The sequence below is a fragment of the Lonsdalea iberica genome (genome assembly GCF_002111585.1).
GTDB classification, from domain to species: Bacteria; Pseudomonadota; Gammaproteobacteria; order Enterobacterales; family Enterobacteriaceae; genus Lonsdalea; species Lonsdalea iberica.
On record NZ_LUTP01000014.1, the window covers coordinates 18,092 to 37,932 of the forward strand.

17 protein-coding genes are annotated in these 19,841 nt (G+C 58.1%); 10 read left to right on the top strand and 7 right to left on the bottom strand.

Translation table 11 applies throughout. From position 1 onward, the window contains the following. Positions 1-33: 33 nt before the first annotated feature. The 4 genes from pepA (at position 34) to AU511_RS07475 (ending at position 5,785) form a co-directional block, all read left to right on the top strand. Positions 34-1,542, top strand: a complete 1,509-nt coding sequence (pepA, locus tag AU511_RS07460; protein WP_094109268.1) for a leucyl aminopeptidase — start codon at positions 34-36, stop codon at positions 1,540-1,542. Positions 1,543-1,679: 137 nt separating this feature from the next. Further along, a complete protein-coding gene (locus tag AU511_RS07465; RefSeq protein ID WP_094109269.1) occupies positions 1,680-2,129 on the top strand; it encodes a DNA polymerase III subunit chi in 450 nt (149 codons plus the stop codon). 12 nt (positions 2,130-2,141) lie between these two features. Continuing rightward, positions 2,142-4,997 carry a valine--tRNA ligase gene (locus tag AU511_RS07470; protein ID WP_094109270.1) on the top strand — a complete coding sequence of 952 codons (2,856 nt, stop codon included), beginning with the start codon at positions 2,142-2,144 and terminating at the stop codon, positions 4,995-4,997. A gap of 284 nt (positions 4,998-5,281) precedes the next feature. Then, a complete protein-coding gene (locus AU511_RS07475) occupies positions 5,282-5,785 on the top strand; it encodes a GNAT family N-acetyltransferase (RefSeq protein ID WP_094109305.1) in 504 nt (167 codons plus the stop codon). Positions 5,786-5,858: 73 nt separating this feature from the next. Here AU511_RS07475 and rraB read toward each other — a convergent pair whose 3' ends face one another. Beyond that, complete coding sequence (gene rraB / locus AU511_RS07480; RefSeq protein WP_094109271.1) at positions 5,859-6,284, bottom strand: ribonuclease E inhibitor RraB; 426 nt, start codon at positions 6,282-6,284, stop codon at positions 5,859-5,861. Between the two features lie 161 nt (positions 6,285-6,445). On the opposite strand from rraB, the gene argF reads away from it, so the two are divergent. The 4 genes from argF (at position 6,446) to ridA (ending at position 9,718) form a co-directional block, all read left to right on the top strand. After that, positions 6,446-7,456 (top strand): ornithine carbamoyltransferase, encoded by a 1,011-nt coding sequence (argF, locus tag AU511_RS07485; RefSeq protein ID WP_094109272.1) that lies wholly within the window; start codon positions 6,446-6,448, stop codon positions 7,454-7,456. 345 nt (positions 7,457-7,801) lie between these two features. Continuing rightward, positions 7,802-8,737, top strand: a complete 936-nt coding sequence (gene pyrB, locus AU511_RS07495; protein ID WP_094100764.1) for an aspartate carbamoyltransferase — start codon at positions 7,802-7,804, stop codon at positions 8,735-8,737. Between the two features lie 13 nt (positions 8,738-8,750). Beyond that, on the top strand, positions 8,751-9,215 hold the full coding sequence (gene pyrI, locus AU511_RS07500) for an aspartate carbamoyltransferase regulatory subunit (RefSeq protein ID WP_094100765.1): 465 nt from the start codon (positions 8,751-8,753) through the stop codon (positions 9,213-9,215). Positions 9,216-9,331: 116 nt separating this feature from the next. Next, a complete protein-coding gene (gene ridA / locus AU511_RS07505; RefSeq protein ID WP_094100766.1) occupies positions 9,332-9,718 on the top strand; it encodes a 2-iminobutanoate/2-iminopropanoate deaminase in 387 nt (128 codons plus the stop codon). Positions 9,719-9,839: 121 nt separating this feature from the next. On the opposite strand, the gene AU511_RS07510 is transcribed toward ridA, so the two are convergent. The 5 genes from AU511_RS07510 to AU511_RS07530 all read right to left on the bottom strand — a co-directional run bounded on the left by AU511_RS07510 (position 9,840) and on the right by AU511_RS07530 (position 15,843). Beyond that, positions 9,840-11,435 (bottom strand): ABC transporter ATP-binding protein, encoded by a 1,596-nt coding sequence (locus AU511_RS07510; protein ID WP_094109273.1) that lies wholly within the window; start codon positions 11,433-11,435, stop codon positions 9,840-9,842. Next, positions 11,428-12,249: an ABC transporter permease gene (locus AU511_RS07515; protein ID WP_094100768.1), complete on the bottom strand. Its 822-nt coding sequence runs from the start codon at positions 12,247-12,249 to the stop codon at positions 11,428-11,430. Before AU511_RS07515 ends, AU511_RS07510 begins: the two co-directional genes overlap by 8 nt. 55 nt (positions 12,250-12,304) lie before the next feature. Further along, entirely contained in the window at positions 12,305-13,297 is a 993-nt protein-coding gene (locus tag AU511_RS07520; protein WP_094100769.1) for an ABC transporter permease, read from the bottom strand. Positions 13,298-13,325: 28 nt separating this feature from the next. After that, positions 13,326-14,867, bottom strand: a complete 1,542-nt coding sequence (locus AU511_RS07525) for an ABC transporter substrate-binding protein (RefSeq protein ID WP_094109274.1) — start codon at positions 14,865-14,867, stop codon at positions 13,326-13,328. A 67-nt stretch (positions 14,868-14,934) separates the two neighbouring features. Beyond that, the gene (locus tag AU511_RS07530) at positions 14,935-15,843 is read right to left on the bottom strand and encodes a homocysteine S-methyltransferase family protein (protein WP_094109275.1); all 909 of its coding nucleotides are present in this window, start codon (positions 15,841-15,843) and stop codon (positions 14,935-14,937) included. A gap of 723 nt (positions 15,844-16,566) precedes the next feature. On the opposite strand from AU511_RS07530, the gene nrdD reads away from it, so the two are divergent. Further along, positions 16,567-18,705 carry an anaerobic ribonucleoside-triphosphate reductase gene (gene nrdD / locus AU511_RS07535; protein WP_094100772.1) on the top strand — a complete coding sequence of 713 codons (2,139 nt, stop codon included), beginning with the start codon at positions 16,567-16,569 and terminating at the stop codon, positions 18,703-18,705. 159 nt (positions 18,706-18,864) lie between these two features. Beyond that, entirely contained in the window at positions 18,865-19,329 is a 465-nt protein-coding gene (gene nrdG / locus AU511_RS07540) for an anaerobic ribonucleoside-triphosphate reductase-activating protein (RefSeq protein ID WP_094109276.1), read from the top strand. A 4-nt stretch (positions 19,330-19,333) separates the two neighbouring features. Here nrdG and AU511_RS07545 read toward each other — a convergent pair whose 3' ends face one another. Beyond that, positions 19,334-19,789: a YhbP family protein gene (locus AU511_RS07545; protein ID WP_094109277.1), complete on the bottom strand. Its 456-nt coding sequence runs from the start codon at positions 19,787-19,789 to the stop codon at positions 19,334-19,336. Positions 19,790-19,841: the final 52 nt, after the last annotated feature.

Below are 19,841 nucleotides of genomic sequence, written 5' to 3' on the forward strand. Positions count from 1 at the left end.
CCCGCTATTGTCTTTAAAGATTCAGGAGAGTACATGGAGTTCAGCGTAAAAAGCGGTAGCCCGGAAAAACAGCGCAGTGCCTGCATTGTCGTCGGTGTGTTCGAACCGCGTCGTCTGTCACCTATCGCCGAACAACTGGATAAAATCAGTGACGGCTATATCAGCGCCCTGCTGCGCCGTGGCGAGCTGGAAGGCAAAGTCGGCCAGTCATTGCTCCTGCACCATGTACCGAACATTCTTTCCGAACGCATCCTGCTTATCGGCTGCGGAAAGGAGCGCGAGCTCGACGAGCGCCAGTACAAGCAGGTAGTCCAGCGCACCATCAACGCCCTTAACGATACCGGCTCGATGGAAGCCGTCTGCTTCCTGACCGAGCTGCATGTAAAAGGTCGTAACACTTATTGGAAAGTGCGCCAGGCCGTTGAAACGGCGAAAGAGACGCTGTACACATTCGATCAGCTAAAAACCAATAAGGTCGAGCCGCGTCGTCCGCTGCGAAAAATGGTCTTCAACGTCCCGACTCGCCGTGAGCTAACCTCGGGCGAACGCGCCATTCAGCACGGTCTGGCCATTGCCTCCGGCATCAAAGCCGCCAAAGACCTTGGCAACATGCCGCCCAACATCTGTAACGCCGCCTATCTGGCTTCGCAAGCCCGTCAGTTGGCTGACACCTACGGCTACATCACCACCCGCGTCATCGGCGAACAGCAGATGAAAGAGCTGGGGATGAACGCCTATCTGGCCGTGGGACAAGGCTCTCAAAACGAGTCGCTGATGTCGGTGGTTGAATATAAAGGCAACCCAGACGCCGACGCTAAACCCGTCGTGCTGGTCGGCAAAGGACTGACGTTCGACTCCGGGGGCATCTCCATCAAGCCCGCCGACAGCATGGACGAAATGAAATACGACATGTGCGGCGCCGCTACGGTGTATGGCGTCATGCGGATGGCGGCGGAACTGGAACTGCCGCTAAACATCATCGGCGTATTGGCGGGCTGCGAGAACATGGTTGACGGGCGCTCTTATCGTCCGGGCGATATTCTGACCACCATGTCAGGCCAAACGGTGGAAGTCCTGAATACTGATGCGGAAGGCCGTCTGGTCTTGTGCGACGCCCTGACCTATGTCGAGCGTTACGAACCGGATGTGGTTATCGATATCGCCACGCTCACCGGCGCCTGCGTGATTGCGCTGGGCCACCACATCACCGGCCTGATGTCGAATCACAATCCGCTGGCGCATGAGCTACTGGGCGCTTCAGAACAGGCTGGCGACCGGGCATGGCGTTTACCGATGCTGGACGAATATCAGGAACAGCTGGAGTCCAATTTCGCCGATATGGCGAACATCGGCGGGCGTCCCGGCGGCGCCATTACTGCGGCCTGTTTCCTGTCTCGCTTCACGCGTAAATACAGCTGGGCGCACCTGGATATCGCCGGCACCGCCTGGCGTTCGGGCAAAGCTAAAGGCGCAACGGGCCGTCCGGTAGCACTGCTGTCGCAGTTCCTGCTGAACCGTGCCGGTCTGAACGACGTCGAGTAAGGGTACCTCCCCGCGCTGACGTTGCATCCGGCGCATCACGACGCTTAGGCGATTCCCGCGCAGGCGGGAATCTGCGTTTAACGCAGGCCTTGTCGACCCGCTCCAGTCAGAAACCAGCGACGGAAATTTAGGTAATCATGAAAAACGCAACGTTCTATCTTCTCGAAACAGAAGACCAAAGCGGAGAACTCAACGCGGTGGAAGCGCTGACCTGCGAGCTGGCCGCCACACTGTGGCGATCAGGCAAACGGGTACTCGTGGCCTGTGAAGACGAGGAGCAGGCGCAGCGGCTGGATGAAGCGTTGTGGCAGCGTCCGCCGCAGGCTTTCGTGCCGCACAACCTGGCGGGGGAAGGTCCGCGTCAGGGCGCCGCCGTAGAGCTGGCCTGGCCTCACAAGCGAGGCAACTCGCCGCGCGAGGTTCTAATCAACCTACAGCCTCAGTTCGCAGATTTTGCCACCGCTTTCCATGAAGTGATAGACTTTGTCCCTTACGAAGAATCCCTGAAACAGTTGGCGCGCGACCGTTATAAAGCCTATCGCAGCGTCGGCTTCCGATTGACCACGGCTACACCGCCAACCCACTGAATTTTGAGCATAATGGAAAAGACATACAACCCGCACGATATAGAGCAGCCGCTTTACGAGCACTGGGAAAAACAAGGCTACTTCAAGCCAAACGGCGATACCGAGCAAGAAAGCTTCAGCATCATGATTCCGCCGCCCAACGTCACCGGCAGCCTGCACATGGGTCATGCTTTTCAGCAAACCATTATGGATACTCTGATCCGCTATCAGCGCATGCAGGGCAAAAATACGCTGTGGCAGGCGGGGACCGACCATGCCGGTATCGCCACGCAGATGGTGGTTGAGCGCAAAATCGCCGCCGAAGAAGGCAAAACGCGCCATGATTACGGTCGCGAAGCCTTCATCGACAAAATTTGGCAGTGGAAAGAAGAATCCGGCGGCACCATCACGCGCCAGATGCGACGTCTGGGCAACTCCGTGGACTGGGAGCGCGAGCGCTTCACCATGGATAAAGGCCTGTCCGACGCCGTGAAGGAAGTCTTCGTCCGCCTTTACAAAGAAGATCTTATCTATCGCGGCAAACGCCTGGTGAACTGGGATCCGAAACTGCGTACCGCCATCTCCGATCTGGAAGTGGAGAACCGCGACGTCAAAGGTTCCATGTGGCACCTGCGTTACCCGCTGGCCGACGGCGCCAAAACAGCGGAAGGCAAAGACTATCTGGTCGTCGCCACTACCCGTCCCGAAACCGTGCTGGGCGATACCGGCGTGGCGGTAAACCCCGAAGATCCTCGTTATAAAGATCTGATCGGTAAAGACGTCATTCTGCCGCTGATCGGCCGCCGCATTCCTATCATTGCGGACGAACATGCCGATATGGAAAAGGGCACCGGCTGCGTAAAAATCACGCCAGCCCACGACTTCAACGACTATGAAGTCGGTAAACGCCACGCGCTGCCGATGATCAACATCCTGACCTTTGACGGCGACATCCGTCAGCAGGCGGAAGTATTCGATACTAACGGTAATGCCTCCGATGTCTATGACGACACTATCCCGGAAACCTTCCGCGGCATGGAGCGTTTCGCCGCGCGTAAAGCGGCCGTGGCCGCTTTTAACGAATTGGGTCTGCTGGAAGAGATCAAGGCGCATGACCTGACAGTGCCTTACGGCGACCGCGGCGGCGTGGTGATCGAACCGATGCTGACCGATCAGTGGTACGTTCGCGCAGCGCCGCTGGCCAAACAGGCGGTGGAAGCCGTCGAAGACGGTCGAATCCAGTTCGTACCGAAACAGTATGAAAACATGTACTTCAGCTGGATGCGCGACATTCAGGACTGGTGTATTTCCCGTCAGCTGTGGTGGGGTCACCGTATTCCGGCCTGGTACGATGCCAACGGCAACGTCTATGTCGGCCGCGATGAAGCCGAAGTGCGCAGCGAAAACCACCTGGCGGACGATGTGACGCTGACGCAGGACGAAGACGTGCTGGACACCTGGTTCTCCTCTGGGCTGTGGACCTTCTCCACGCTGGGTTGGCCGGAACAAACGCCAGAGCTGAAAGCCTTCCATCCCAGCAGCGTGATGGTTAGCGGCTTCGATATCATCTTCTTCTGGATCGCCCGCATGATTATGCTGACGATGCATTTCATCAAAGATGAAAATGGCCAGCCGCAGGTGCCGTTCAACACCGTCTACATGACCGGTCTGATTCGCGATGACGAAGGCCAAAAAATGTCCAAATCCAAAGGGAACGTCATCGACCCGCTGGATATGGTCGACGGCATCTCTCTGGAAGCGCTGCTGGAAAAACGTACCGGCAACATGATGCAGCCGCAGCTGGCGGAAAAAATCCGCAAGCGTACAGAGAAGCAGTTCCCGAACGGTATCGAACCGCATGGAACCGACGCCCTACGCTTCACGCTGGCGGCGCTGGCCTCCACCGGCCGCGACATCAACTGGGACATGAAGCGCCTGGAAGGCTATCGCAACTTCTGTAACAAGCTATGGAACGCCAGCCGTTTCGTCCTGATGAACACCGAAGGACAGGATTGCGGTATGCAAGGCGGCGAACGTGTCCTGTCGCTGGCCGACCGCTGGATTCTGGCTGAATTCAATCGCACGGTGAAAACCTACCGTGAAGCGCTGGACAGCTACCGCTTCGATCTGGCGGCGAACATCCTTTATGAGTTCACCTGGAACCAGTTCTGCGACTGGTATCTGGAACTGGCCAAACCGGTGATGAACGGCGGCAACGAAGCGGAGCTGCGCGGCACCCGTCATACGCTGGTACAGGTGTTGGAAGCCTTGCTGCGTCTGGCGCACCCGATTATTCCGTTCATTACGGAAACGATCTGGCAGCGCGTAAAAACGCTGAAAGGCATCGATGCCGATACCATCATGCTACAGCCGTTCCCGGCCTTCGATGCCGCGCTGGAAGACAGCCAGGCGCTGCACGATCTGGAGTGGATCAAGCAAACCATCATCGCCGTACGTAACATTCGCGCCGAGATGAACATTGCGCCCAGCAAACCGCTGGAAATGCTGCTGCGCGACAGCGATGCCGAGGCGCAGCGCCGGGTCGCAGAGAACCTCAGCTTCATCAAAACGCTGGCGCGTCTCGAGAGCATCGACGTTCTGCCCGCCGGCGATAAAGGCCCGGTTTCCGTCGCCAAGCTGGTGGACGGCGCCGAGTTGCTGATCCCGATGGCCGGTCTGATCGACAAGGCTAGCGAGCTGGATCGTTTAGCGAAAGAGGTCGCGAAGATTGATGGCGAAATCTCGCGTATCGAAAGCAAACTGGCGAACGAAGGTTTTGTGGCGCGCGCGCCGGAAGCGGTCGTCGCCAAAGAGCGCGAGAAACTGACCCACTACGCAGACGCGAAAGCCAAACTGCTGGAACAGCAGGCGACCATCGCCGCGCTGTAAGTCGAAGCGCCTGCCGCCTGTAAACATCAGGCGGCCGACACAAAGGGAGATCGCCCAGATCTCCCTTTTTTATTGCTCCCTAATACCTCTCATCCACACAACGCCGTCCCATCGGGGGAATATCGATACACGTAACGCAAACCTTTGAACAATCTGGGGAGGCGGCTCGTGGCAGGATAATTCCGACGATTGCATTCGAGCTGGATAAAGTGTTATTACAGTCGGTGTATCCACTTCCCTCATTCGGTCACAACGATCAACTGAAAAGCGAGCATCCAAGCACCATGACAATCGCAACGCCCATTCAACTTTTGACTCGCCCCATCACCGCGGCCGACAACGTCGCGATGGCTGGCGTGATCCGCCGCGTGTCGGCTGAGTTCGGGTTGACGGCGGACAAAGGCTACACCATCGCCGATCCCGATCTCGATTCGCTGTTCCAACTGTACAACCGCCCGCAGTGCGCTTATTGGGTGGTGGAGTGCGGCGGCGAAGTGGTCGGCGGAGGCGGCGTAGCCCCACTGTCAGGGGGGGATGCGAAAATTTGCGAGCTGCAGAAGATGTATTTTTTACCGGTCGCACGCGGACGGGGGCTGGCCAGACAGCTCGCGCAGCAAGCTCTGGAGTTTGGCCGTCAGCACGGCTTTACCCGCTGCTATCTGGAGACGACCGGCCACCTCACCAGCGCCATTCGGCTTTACGAAAAGTTAGGATTTCACCAAATTCCCTATGCATTAGGGAGTACCGGTCATGTGGACTGTGAAGTGAGAATGATGAGGCCGCTATAAGAAATGGCTGCCGGCGGCGACGCCGGCAACATCGCGAGGCCCGGAGAAGCGAGCCGCCGCAGAGGTTGAAGGATTAGTGACGCTTGCCGTCATCATCCTCGTCGTAAAATTCACCTTCTCCCTCATCGTCTTCGTCAGAGCCGTTCGGGTCTTCGAAGTAAGTGCCCCAACCATCGTAATTGACCTCATGGCGCTCGGCCAATGCCAGCAGCTGTTCGACCTGAGCGTCGATGATTTCGGCGTTGAGCGACACTTCGCTGATCACGTCGCAGCACATCAGCAATACGCCCTCTTCAACTTCCAGCTCTTCCGCATCCGTGACTTCGTAGCCCAGTTTGAAGGCGTCAACCGCCACCTTTTCCAGCTCTTCGAACTTCTCAGCGGAGAAGTGATGCTCGATAGTGTAGACCGCGTCAGGATCGCTGCCATCGTCCAGCAACTCTTCAATAATCAGCCGCGTTTCTTCACGCTGCTCTTCCAGTAATTCACGGTTTACCATGACTCAGTCCTCATTAATCGGCGAGATATCGCCGCATTGTCCCACAGCCCCGCACCCGGCTCCACCACAAAGTTTGACCTCGGCACTTGAAATTGAATATTTACACATATAAAGTGAATTTTAATTCAATCATAAGGATTGTTCGCACGGAGATAAGCACTATGAACCCGTTCTACAAACGTCATTTTTTGAGACTCATGGATTTTACGCCAGCAGAAATCAGCAGCTTGTTATCCCTGTCGGCAAAACTAAAATCAGACAAAAAAAACGGGGCTGAAACCCGTCGCCTGCAAGGGAAAAACATCGCACTCATCTTCGAAAAAGATTCGACCCGCACTCGCTGCTCTTTCGAAGTTGCTGCGTACGATCAGGGGGCGCAAGTCACTTATCTGGCCCCCAGCGGCAGCCAGATTGGTCACAAGGAGTCCATGAAGGATACGGCGCGCGTGCTGGGCCGGATGTACGATGGCATTCAGTATCGCGGCTACGGGCAAGAGCGTGTCGAAACGCTGGCGGAGCTGTCCGGCGTTCCGGTGTGGAACGGACTGACTGATGAATTCCACCCCACCCAGCTGCTGGCGGACCTGCTGACGATGCAAGAACACGCGCCCGGCCGCTCACTGTCCCAGTTGAAGTTGGCTTACGTCGGCGACGCCCGCAACAATATGGGTAACACCATGCTGGAAGCGGCGGCGTTGACCGGACTGGATCTGCGTCTGATCGCACCGAAAAGCTGCTGGCCGGAAGCGGGGCTGGTAGCGGAATGTCAGGCTGCGGCAGAAAAAACCGGCGGCAGCATCACGCTGACGGAAGACGTGGGGACGGGCGTCAAAGACGTCGACTTCATCTATTCCGACGTGTGGGTCTCCATGGGCGAACCCAAAGACGTATGGGCGCAACGTATCAATTTGCTGAAACCCTATCAGGTCAACATGGCGATGATCGCGGCGTCGGGCAATCCGCAGGTGAAATTCCTGCACTGTCTGCCCGCCTTTCATGACGACCAAACCACCATCGGCAAGCAGATGGCCGAACAATATGGCTTGCACGGCGGCATGGAAGTCACCGATGAGGTTTTCGAGTCCAAGCACAGCATCGTGTTCGATCAGGCGGAAAACCGGATGCACACCATCAAAGCCGTGATGGTCGCGACCCTAAGTACCAGCATGTAATCAGCCGCCACCGCCGTCCCGGCCCTGTGATCAACCGGTCGACGGCGGTGAAACAGACGCGCTCGCAACCGATTGCATGCACGCAAAACCTGCGTTTTTCGCTTGAATTCGCCTCTTCCGCGCGTATAATTCCGGGCAATTTGCCGGGAGGAATCATGTTCAACGCAGCCAACTTTGTCGGTCATCAACCGCAACTGCCTTCTGGCAGCCACGCCGCGTTTTTCCTCCCCGTACATCCTATTTCATTGAAAAAAGCCCCTCGTTGAGGGGCTTTTTTTTGTCTGTCGAAAAGGGCGTCAGGCCGCCAACCTGTAGACCGTGCCGAACCGTTAGGAGAATAGCCAAATGGTCAATCCGCTTTATAAAAGACACATTATCTCAATCAACGACCTCAGCCGGGACGATCTGCTGCTGACGCTGAAAGTCGCCGCCAGCCTGAAAGCCACCCCGCAGCCCGAGCTGTTGAAACATAAAGTGATTGCCAGCTGCTTCTTCGAGGCGTCCACGCGCACCCGTCTTTCGTTCGAAACCGCCATGCACCGTCTGGGCGCCTCCGTGGTGGGCTTCGCCGACAGCAGCAACACGTCGCTCGGAAAAAAAGGCGAGACGCTGGCGGACACCATTTCCGTGGTCAGCAACTATGTGGACGCCATCGTGATGCGCCATCCTCAGGAAGGCGCGGCTCGTCTGGCAGCGGAGTTCTCTCATGGCATCCCCGTCCTTAATGCCGGCGACGGCGCCAATCAGCATCCCTCCCAAACGCTGCTCGACCTGTTTACGATCCAAGAGACTCAGGGGCGGTTGGATAACATCAACATCGCTATGGTCGGGGACCTGAAATATGGTCGCACCGTTCACTCACTGACACAGGCGCTAGCCAAGTTCGAGGGCAACCGCTTCTACTTCATCGCGCCCGATGCGCTGGCCATGCCGGACTATATTTTAAAAATGCTGGACGACCGGAACATTCCTTATAGTCTGCATAACAGCATCGAAGAAGTCGTGCCGGAGCTGGATATCCTCTACATGACGCGCGTCCAGAAGGAGCGGCTTGATCCATCCGAATACATCAATATCAAAGCGCAGTACATCCTGCATGCCGCAGATCTCGCCGAGGCGCGCGCGAATCTGAAAGTGCTGCACCCCCTGCCACGTATCGATGAAATCACCACCGACGTCGACGGCACGCCCTACGCCTACTATTTCCAGCAGGCCGGCAACGGCATTTTCGCGCGTCAGGCCCTGCTGGCCCTGGTGCTGAACAGCGAATTGGTTCTGTAAGAGAGGAAGACACATGACTCACGACAACAAATTACAGGTGGAAGCCATCAAACGCGGTACGGTGATCGACCACATTCCGGCGCAAATCGGCTTCAAGCTGCTCACCCTGTTCAAGTTCACCGACACCGACCAGCGCATCACCATCGGTCTGAATCTGCCGTCCAACGAGCTGGGCCGCAAAGATCTGATCAAGATCGAAAACGTGTTCCTGACGGAAGAACAGGCCAATCAGTTGGCGATGTACGCGCCACAGGCGACCGTCAACCAGATCGACCAATACAACGTCGTACGCAAGCTGCATCCCCAACTCCCTGAGCATGTCCACGGCATCCTGACCTGCCCGAACAGCAACTGCATCAGCCGCAGCGAACCGGTCACCTCTTCCTTCACCGTAAAATCTCACGAAAACGAAGTGCTGCTGAAGTGCAAATACTGCGAAAAAGAGTTTGAACGTCAGGCGGTGCTGAACAGCCGCTGAGCGAGCTGATATCAGAAACCTATTGCCTCGTGAAGCGTCTCGCGGGGTAGAATGAGGTTACGTTTCAGGAATAATGAATGCTGCAAGCACTCATTCGGACTCAATCAGGAGAAAACATGTCTCGCATTATCAGTACGGAACACGCTCCCGCCGCTATCGGTCCTTATGTTCAGGCCGTTGATCTGGGCAACATGGTACTCACCTCGGGTCAGATCCCAGTCGATCCTAAAACCGGTTTGGTTCCCGATGACGTTTCCGCGCAGGCGCGTCAGTCGCTGGAAAACGTCAAAGCCATCGTTGAAGCCGCCGATCTGAAGGTGAGCGACGTGGTGAAAATGACGGTATTCGTCAAAGACCTGAACGACTTTGCGACGGTGAACGCGACTTACGAAGCTTTCTTCAATGAAAACGATGCCCCGTTCCCGGCCCGCTCCTGCGTGGAAGTAGCACGCCTGCCGAAAGACGTGAAAATCGAAATCGAGGCCATTGCCGTTCGCCGCTAAGCGCCGCACGCTTGCCAGTAAAAAAGACGCGACCCGAAAGGCGCGTCTTTTTTGATCTCCGAGTCAGGGTATCGACCTTTCGAAGTCGTTTAGAATAGCGGCGCGGAAACGCACACATCCCTTAATTGGCGTCGCTCTCGTTCTCCGCCATTACTTCCTGCAGCCAACCGCAGCGCATCTCTGGTACGGCGATCAGCAACTTGCGGGTGTAGTCGTCGAGTGGCGACGACAGCGCTTCCTCTACTCGTCCCTGACGGACTATCCGCCCCTGACGCAACACCGCGACGCTGTCCGCGACTTCCCGCACCACATGCAAATCATGCGTAATGAACAGGTAAGAAACGCCGGTTTCCTGCTGGATCCGACGCAGCAGCGCCAACACATCGCGAGCCACCAGCGGGTCCAGCGCGGACGTCGGTTCATCACAGATAATCAGTGCCGGCTGAGCGGCCAGCGCGCGGGCGATGCAGACACGCTGCTTCTGGCCGCCCGAGAGCGACGTGGGCAGACGCTGAGCAATGTCGGCGGACAGCCCGACCTGCTCGAGCAACGCATTAACACGCGCGCGGCGTGCGGCGAGGCCAAGATCCGTCAGGCAGACCATCGCTCGCTCGATCTGCACGCTCACAGAGAGACGCGGATTCAGCGCCATGTCCGGGTGCTGGTGAATCATCTGAATAGACTGCAGCTGTCGTCGGCTACGTTTCGCCAACGTCGCGGGCAGCGTTTCTCCCCGCAGTCGGATATCTCCTCGGCTGGGCGCCAGTAATCCACACACCGTCCGCCCGAGCGTCGATTTGCCCGAGCCGGACTCACCAATCACCGCCAGCGTACGCCCGCGCGCCAAACGCAGCGAAATGTCCTGCAGCACCGGCTGACGCTGATAGCGCGCCTCTAACTGCTCGATGTCCAGCAGAACCTCGCCCTCATCCGGCTGCGCCATTTTGGGTTCGCCGCGCGCCTGCAACAGCTGACGGGTGTACTCCTGCGTCGGGCGCGCCAGAATCGCCTCCGTCGCGCCGACTTCCACCTGCCGACCACGGCGCAGCACCATGATGCGCTGACTCAACTGCGCCACCACCGCCAGGTCATGACTGATGTAGAGTGCCGCCACTCCGGTCATGCGGATGATGTCGTCGATCGCTTTGAGCACGCCCAGTTGGGTCGTGACGTCCAGCGCCGTCGTCGGTTCATCAAAGATAATCAGATCCGGTCCCGCGCACATCGCCATCGCGATCATCGCCCGCTGCAACTGCCCGCCGGACACCTGATGCGGATAACGCTGGAAGAAGCTCGACGGATCCGGCAACGACAGCTGAGCGAACAGCGTCATCGCCCGTTCTATCGCCTGCCGACGCGACATCACGCGGTGACGCACCGCTGTTTCGATCACCTGCTCACCGATCTTACGGGCCGGATTGAAGGCCGTGCTGGCGGACTGCGCAACGTAAGCGATGCGGGGACCGCGCACCCGGCGCAGCTGGCGTTCCGACAACGCCGCCAGATCGGTTCCCTGGTACCAGATATGACCACCCTGAATCTGCATCCCGTGGCGGCAGTGACCGAGAATCGCCTGACCAATGGTGGACTTGCCCGCACCGGACTCGCCAATCAGCCCCAGCACCTCGCCTTTTTTCAGCGAGAACGAGATGTCCTGAACCAGCGTGCTGTCCCCCGCCACCACTTTTAATGCGTCGACTCGCAGCAGCTCACCCATGTCGACCTCCCTGCCAGCGACGGCCGTCGCGACTCAACAGCCAGTCGGCCACCACGCTGAGCGATATCGCCAGCAGCGCTATCGCCGCGCCCGGCACCAGCGCGGCCCAGACGCCAAACAGAATGCCATCTTTATTATCCCGCGCCAGCCCGCCCCAATCGGCGGTCGGCGGCTGGATGCCCATCCCCAGAAACGACAACGCGGAGAGGAACAGCAGAATGAAAATAAAACGCAACGCGAACTCCGCGATCAGCGTGGTCAGCGCATTCGGCAAGATTTCCCGCCACAGGATCCAGCGCATTGATTCACCGCGCATCCGCGCGGCTTCGATAAACTCCTGCGTCGCCAGATCGACCGCCAGCGCCCGCGCCACGCGCAGTACCTGAGTCGCTTCGAGCACGCCCAGCACAACGATAATGACGAACAGGCTTTTCGGGAGCAGCGCCAGCACCACCAGCGCCAGGATTAGCGTCGGGATCGCCATCAGCACATCGTTGACGCGCGAGATGATTTGATCGACCACGCCGCCGCATACCCCGGCAAGAAAGCCAAGCAGCGTGCCGAGAACAAACGCCAACGCGGCCGCCAGCGCCGTCACGGTCAGCGACGTCCTCGTCCCCCAAATCAGTCGGGAAAACAGGTCGCGGCCCAAATTATCGGTGCCTAGCCATGCGCGATCCATCGGCCCTAACCATGCGCCGCCGATCACCTGATCGGCTGGAAAAGGCGCAATCCAGGGGGCGAAAACGGCCACCAGAATAAACAGGCTCAGCCCTGACAGGCCGAGTACAACGGAAGGTTTCACAGGAGGCATGTACTCTTATCCATTACCATCGGGACCCTGTTGCGGGTCGTACCGCGCGGGTTCATCAGTTCGACTGCCGGGAATGGCGTAAACGCGGATTGGCCATCAACGCGACCACGTCCGCCAGCAGGTTTAGCAGAATATAAATAGCGGCCAGCACCAATGCGCAGTCCTGGATCACCGGAATATCGCGTTTGCTGATGCTGTCGACCATGTACTGTCCCAGTCCGGGATACACAAACACATTTTCCACAATCACCACGCCCACCATTAGGTAGGCCAGATTCAACACGATCACGTTAATGATTGGCCCCCAGGCGTTGGGCAGCACGTGGCGCAAGAGGATGCCGGAAGGCGACAGCCCTTTCAGCAGCGCGGTATCGACATACGCGGCATTCTGGGCGCTGATGAGCGCGGCGCGCGTCATGTTGCTCATATGACCCAGTACCGCCAGCAACAGCGTCATGGCGGGCAGCGCGACGGCGGTTACGCGGTCCGCGAACGGCATCCCCTCATTCACGCTGCTGTTGCTCGGTAGCCAATATAGCGTGATAGAAAACACGAGGATAAGCAGATAGCCCGAAAAAAACTCCGGCAACGCCACCGCCGTGCGGGTAAACAGGTTAAGCAGTTGATCGAGCCAGCTGCCCTGATAACGCACCGATAGAAAGCCGATGAGCAGCGCCAGCGGCACCGCGACCGCTGACGTGCAGGCGGCCAGAAATAGCGTGTTTTCGAGCCGATAAGCCAACACGGGTCCGACCGGCTGGCGGCTGGTAAAGCTATGACCGAAATCGCCGTGGGCGATACCCGACAACCAGCTGACATAGCGCGCCAACGCTGGTTGATCCAGCCCGAGCTGAAGATTGAGCGCCTTCACGGCGTCCGGCGTGGCCGTCTGTCCCAGGATGGCGGTCGCCGCATTCCCCGGCAACAGCTGGATCCCGGCGAAAATCAGCGCCGACACCACCACAATCATCACCCCGCCCGCCAGCAAACGACGCAAAATCATCGTCAGCAGCGGCATGCGGGCACTTACGCTATCAAGCACGCTCATCTTATCTCACCTATCGGCCGAGCAATCCTTATGCCAGCCACAATTTTTCTGCGGCGCGGTTGCCGCTCAGCGGGAAGCCAGGAATTGCCGTCAGCCCTTTAACGCGTTGGCTGCAAGCGTCGAGAGAGTCGGCATACAGCGGAATGATTTCGCTGCCCTTTTCCACCAGCATCAGCTGAATATCATGATAAATCTGACGGCGTTTGTCTTCGTTGACTTCACCACGGGCCGACTGCACCAGTTGGTCGAAAGACGGCTCTTTCCAGCCGGATTCGTTCCACGGCGCACCGCTGGTGAACACCAGCGACAGCAACGCATCCGTCGTCGGACGCATAGACCAGTTCGAAGACACGAACGGCTTCTTCATCCACACATTGTCCCAGAACGCGTCGTCCGGTACACGCTCCACCTTCAATGGAATTCCCGCTCGCTGAGCGGAAGCCTGATAGAGCTGGCCCGCATCCACCGCGCCGGGGAAGCCCGCATCGGCGACGGACAGCACCAGCGGTCCATCAAAACCGGCTTTCTGCCAGTGCCATTTGGCCTTTTCCGGGTCGTACGGGCGCTGCGGGATGTCTTTCGCAAAGTAGCGGCTAGAAGGGAACACCGGGTTATCGTTGGCGACGGTGCCATAACCGCCCAGCACGGTGTCGATGATCTGCTGGCGATCGATCGCGTATTTAAGCGCCAGTCGACCGTCCTGCGAGGTGAACGGCGGCAGGCTGCCGAGGCCGGGGAACGTGAAGATCTGGCTGTCGTGCGACCGCAGCAGCTGTAGATTCGGCATCTTCTCGATACGACCGACGATGCGCGGATTGACGCGGTTGATGAGATGCGCGGAACCGCTCGCCAACGACGCGACGCGGGCCGTGGAGTCGTTCATCGCCAGCGTTTCGACCGAGTCGACGTGGCCGCGCGCGCTGTTCCAGTGATTCGGGTTGCGTTTGACCAACGTGCGCACGCCGGGCTGGAAGCTTTCCAGAACGAAAGCGCCGGTGCCGATGCCTTTATCGAACGATTCGTTTTCCGGCGTGATGGCGAAATGCACATCGCTCAGCAGCGCCACGAACTCAACGTTCGGCGCATTGAGTCGGATCGTCACTTCGTGCGTGCCGGTCGCTTCCAGCGCCGTGACCGGCTCCAGATAGCCTTTCACCGACGAGCTAGAGACTGCGCTGCGGTGATGATTCAGCGAATAGATGACGTCTTTGGCGGTCAGCGTGCGTCCATCATGGAACTGTACGCCCTGCCGGATTTTCAGCACCCAGACGCGGCCGCCCTCTTGGCTATCCCAGGACTCCGCCAGCGACGGGCTGAGTTCACCGCGCTCATCCAGCTCGACCAGATTATTAAACAACTGGGAGCCGACAAAATACATGTAGGTTTCGAACCAAAATGCCGGATCGAGGCGATCGGTGCTGGAAGCGTTATCTACGCCGACGACCAAATGGCCGCCTTTCTTCGGCGTTTCGGTCGCGTCCGCGCCCCACGCCTGGCCGAGCGGCCAGCCCGCGGTGGCGGTAGCCACCGAAAGCGCGCAGGCGTTCTTGATAAAGTGACGACGATTCATGATGTATTCCCCTGTAGTCCCCTGCGCGTGGCGAGAGGTTATTATCGTTATAGACGCCGATCGGGGTTTAGTCCCGGTGCGGCAATGCCTGCGCCAGGCGGGCAATATGTTCGGGACCAATGCCGCAGCAACCGCCGACCAGCGTCGCGCCCTGCGCCACCCATTCGGCGGCCCACTGCTGATACCCTTCAGGATGCGTATCGGCGCGCAGTCGGCTGAGGCCGTCATTCGCTTCGCGGCGATTATCTTCCGGCTCAAATGCGTTGGCGTACACGCCGATGCCGATGGTCGCGCCCTGCGCGCTAAACTGAGCACGAGCCTCCGCAACGGCGGGGGCCATGACTTCCGGACGACTACAGTTGAACAGCAGATTGGCGGCGCCTAGCGCAATGGCGCCTTCGGCCGCCTCGGCGATCGTCTCACCGGAACGCAATCGTGCGCGGCCCTGCTCATCCAATTCGTCCTGTAGCGTGAAAGAAAGCCATAGTTCGCGCGGGTCGTCCGCCAGCAATTGACGCACCAGCGTCACCTCCGCCAGTGAACCCTGGGTTTCAGCCAGCCAGACGTCAACATAGGGATCAAGGGCGTCTATCAACACCCGTAAAATAGGCGCAGCGGCGTCGGCGGAAAACAGATCGGGACGATAGGAGCCCAGCGCCGGAGGCAGCGAACCGGCGACTCGCACGGAGTGTGGCGCGGCGTCCGCCGCTTCACGCGCCAGCTTTCCCGCCAGCGCCGCCAGTTCATGGCCGCGCTGATGAAATCGATCATCGCCAAGATGGAACGGCACGATGGCGTAGCTGTTCGCGGTGATGACCTGCGATCCGGCGGCGATATAGCTATCGTGCACTTGTCGTACATGTTGCGGAGACTCCAGCAGCGCTAAAGCCGACCACTCGGGTTGGCGGAAAGGCGCGCCAATGCGCGCCAGTTCACGGCCCATGCCGCCGTCCAGAATCAGCACGTTCTTTGACATCGTCCTTCCTTACTCAGCGAAACTGAAAAAATGGGGGTCCACCTTACAAAAAAAGTCGTATAGATGTCTAGAAGCCTTGATAGCTAAAAATCGGGAGAGCTTCTACGCCTTACATCTGTTCCGCCTTGCCGCCGTGCGCGCCCTCCCAACGGCAATACGGTAAGCCCTCCGCGACCTACAAGCATACGGGAAGAAGCGCCTTTTCCTCCGGCACACAGACCGGGGGAAAAATTCAGTCCATAGCGCAACAACGTCACCCATGTAGAACACGAGCGGCCCGGAAATGTGTTCCGCGACACATGCAAAAAGCGTGCGCTCAAGGGCCAGGCTACGTGACGAATCCACATGGGAAAACAGTCGTTAAAAAAACGGCTGACAAAGGACCAAAAACCCTATTTTTTTAATGCCTTTTTGGGCGTTTAAACAGGGTTTCCAACGCCATGTCGAACGTTTACAAAAAAGGCATCACGCTATTCGTCTCTAATTTAAGCTGTTTTGAAATTTCTTTGTTCTGCATCAACCGCAGCATGAAATTGGAGATAAACCTCCCAATCAAAATCACTATAATCCCGCTTGGCAAAATTCAATATATAGTGTCTATACTCTTAATTAGACCTACATATAGCGTTTATCCACAAAATCATCCACAACCTCGTGCAGCCCTTACGCGACGTGGTTGTGCCTGTGGATAACTACTGCACAGACATTAATGAGGACGCGAACGTGAAACCAGTGGTGATTAAACGGAACGGCTGTCAGGTACCTTTTGATGAAATTCGTATCCGTGAGGCGGTGGAACGAGCCGCCAGCGCTACGGGCGTTGACGATCTCGATTTTTGCGCCACCGTGGCGGCCGCCGTCACCGCGCAGATGCAGGATCGCTCTCGCGTCGAAATCCGCGAAATACAGGACGCGGTCGAAAACCTGCTGATGTCGAGCAACTACAAACCCGTCGCCCGCGCCTATATCGAATATCGCCACGATCGCGACGTCTCGCGCGAGCGTCAGGGACGCCTGACGCAGGAAATCCGAGGTCTGGTCGAACAGAGCAACGTTTCCCTGCTGAATGAGAACGCCAATAAAGACAGCAAGGTGATCCCGACTCAGCGCGACCTGCTGGCCGGTATCGTCGCCAAACACTATGCCAAGTTGCATATCCTGCCGCGTGACGTGGTACTGGCGCATGAGCGTGGCGAAATTCACTACCACGACCTGGATTATTCGCCGTTCTTCCCTATGTTCAACTGCATGCTGATCGACCTGAACGGAATGCTGACTCAGGGGTTCAAGATGGGCAACGCCGAGATCGAGCCGCCTCGCTCTATCTCCACCGCGACAGCGGTCACCGCCCAGATCATCGCGCAGGTCGCCAGCCATATTTACGGCGGCACCACCATCAACCGCATTGACGAAATTCTGGCCCCGTTCGTCGCCGCCAGTTACAAGAAGCATCAGGCCGTGGCGGAAGAGTGGAATATCCCCGATGCCGAACGCTATGCGCACAGCCGCACCGAAAAAGAGTGTTATGACGCCTTCCAGTCGCTGGAATACGAAGTCAACACGCTGCACACCGCCAACGGTCAGACCCCGTTCGTCACCTTCGGCTTCGGGCTAGGCACCAGTTGGGAGTCTCGCCTGATTCAGGAATCCATCCTTCGCAATCGCATCGCCGGGCTGGGTAAAAATCGCAAAACCGCCGTATTCCCGAAGTTGGTCTTCGCCGTGCGCGACGGTCTCAACCACAAACCGGGCGACCCAAGCTACGACATCAAACAGCTGGCGCTGGAGTGCGCCAGCAAACGCATGTACCCGGATATTCTGAACTACGATCAGGTGGTAAAAGTCACCGGTTCATTCAAGACGCCGATGGGCTGCCGCAGCTTCCTCAACGTCTATGAAGAGAACGGCGAGCAGATCCACGACGGCCGCAACAATCTCGGCGTGATCAGCCTGAACCTGCCGCGCATCGCCCTGGAAGCCAAAGGGGATGAGTCGCAGTTCTGGACATTGCTCGACCAGCGACTGGAACTGGCGAAGAAAGCGCTGATGACCCGGGTGGCGCGCCTGGAAAACGTGAAAGCGCGCGTCGCGCCCATCCTCTATATGGAAGGCGCCTGCGGCGTACGCCTGAAAGCCGACGACAATGTCGCTGAAATCTTTAAGAACGGCCGCGCGTCCATATCTCTCGGCTATATCGGCGTGCATGAAACCATCAATGCGCTGTTCGGCAACGAGAAACACCTCTTCGACGACGAAACGCTGCGTGAAAAAGCCGTCGCAATCGTGGCGCATCTCAAAGCGGCGACCGACCGCTGGAAAGAAGAAACCGGCTACGGTTTCAGCCTGTACAGCACGCCGAGCGAGAACCTGTGCGACCGCTTTTGCCGTCTGGATACCTCGGAGTTCGGCGTGGTCCCGGGCGTCACCGATAAAGGCTATTACACCAACAGCTTCCATCTCGACGTTGAGAAGAAAGTGAACCCGTACGAAAAAATCAATTTCGAAGCGCCCTACCCGGCGTTGGCGAACGGCGGCTTCATCTGTTACGGCGAATACCCCAACCTGCAGCACAACCTGAAAGCGTTGGAAGACGTCTGGGATTACAGCTATAGCCGCGTCCCTTATTACGGCACCAATACGCCGATCGACGAATGCTACGAGTGCGGCTTCACCGGCGAGTTCGCCTGCACCAGCAAAGGTTTCACCTGCCCGAAATGCGGGAACCACGACTCCTCCCGTGTTTCCGTCACCCGCCGTGTATGCGGCTATCTGGGCAGCCCGGACGCGCGTCCGTTTAACGCGGGCAAGCAGGAAGAAGTGAAACGCAGAATCAAACACCTGGCCAACGGACAGCTGGGTTAACCCCCGCGTTCTCAGCGCCTGACCGATACATTTACGCCGCGGTCAGGCGCTGACTCTCCCTGCGGCGCATCAAGCGCCAATACGCAGTCGTCTTAAGATTCGAACCACTCGCATATCAAGTCAGGCCGTCTCCGGACGACCCCGGATAGGGACACCGTGATGAATTATCTTCAGTACTACCCCGTGGATGTCGTCAATGGACCCGGCACACGCTGCACGCTGTTTGTCGCGGGGTGCGAACATCAATGTCCAGGCTGCTACAACAAAACGACCTGGCGTCTCAGCGCCGGTCAGCCATTTACGCAGCTTGAGGAGGATCGGATCATCGCCGATCTGCAAGACACCGACATCCCGCGTCAGGGCGTAACGCTCTCCGGCGGCGATCCGCTGCATCCGCAGAACGTGCCGGACATTTTGCGTCTGGTGCAACGTATTCGCCGCGAGTGCGAGGGCAAGGATATCTGGATTTGGACAGGATATGTGCTGGCGGATCTGACGCCGGAGCAGCGTCAGGTAGTAGACCTCATCAACGTGCTGGTGGACGGTAAATTTGTACAGGATTTGAAGGATCCCTCGCTAATCTGGCGCGGCAGCAGCAATCAGGTCATCCATCGCCTGCGTTGAAGCGTCATCGTGAATCCGCGTCTACAACCTCCCGCTGCCACAGTAAACAGGCGCCAAATCTGAGCCGGTTATCGGTCATCTTCAGTTCCGTCAACGTCAAGCGCCATAGCGGCGCGCTGGAGCGTCGAGCATGGGCGAAGCGCGCATTGTAACGATCGCGTGCAACGTGAGCCTCCGCGCCTTGCAGCAGGCGGGCCTCGGCCCGGAACTGCACGCCCTGAATCAACATCTCGTTTTTCTGCTGATCGCTGACGGTGCCCGCCACCTGCGGGAAGTCCCGCATCAGTTGGGCATGTCGCGTGTCCGCCGGGGTCATCATATCGAAGGCTGCCACCTCGGCGTCATAAACGTAGAAAGCGTTGGCGCACCACAGGTTGACGGCATCGCCCGCGCACAGCGTCAGGACGTGATTTCGTCGCAGGTAACGCGATATTGACGCCAAATCATGCTCTGCCTTCATAATGATTCACCTCCCTTTGCGTCATCCTAAGCATAGCAGGCCGTGCTGCCTC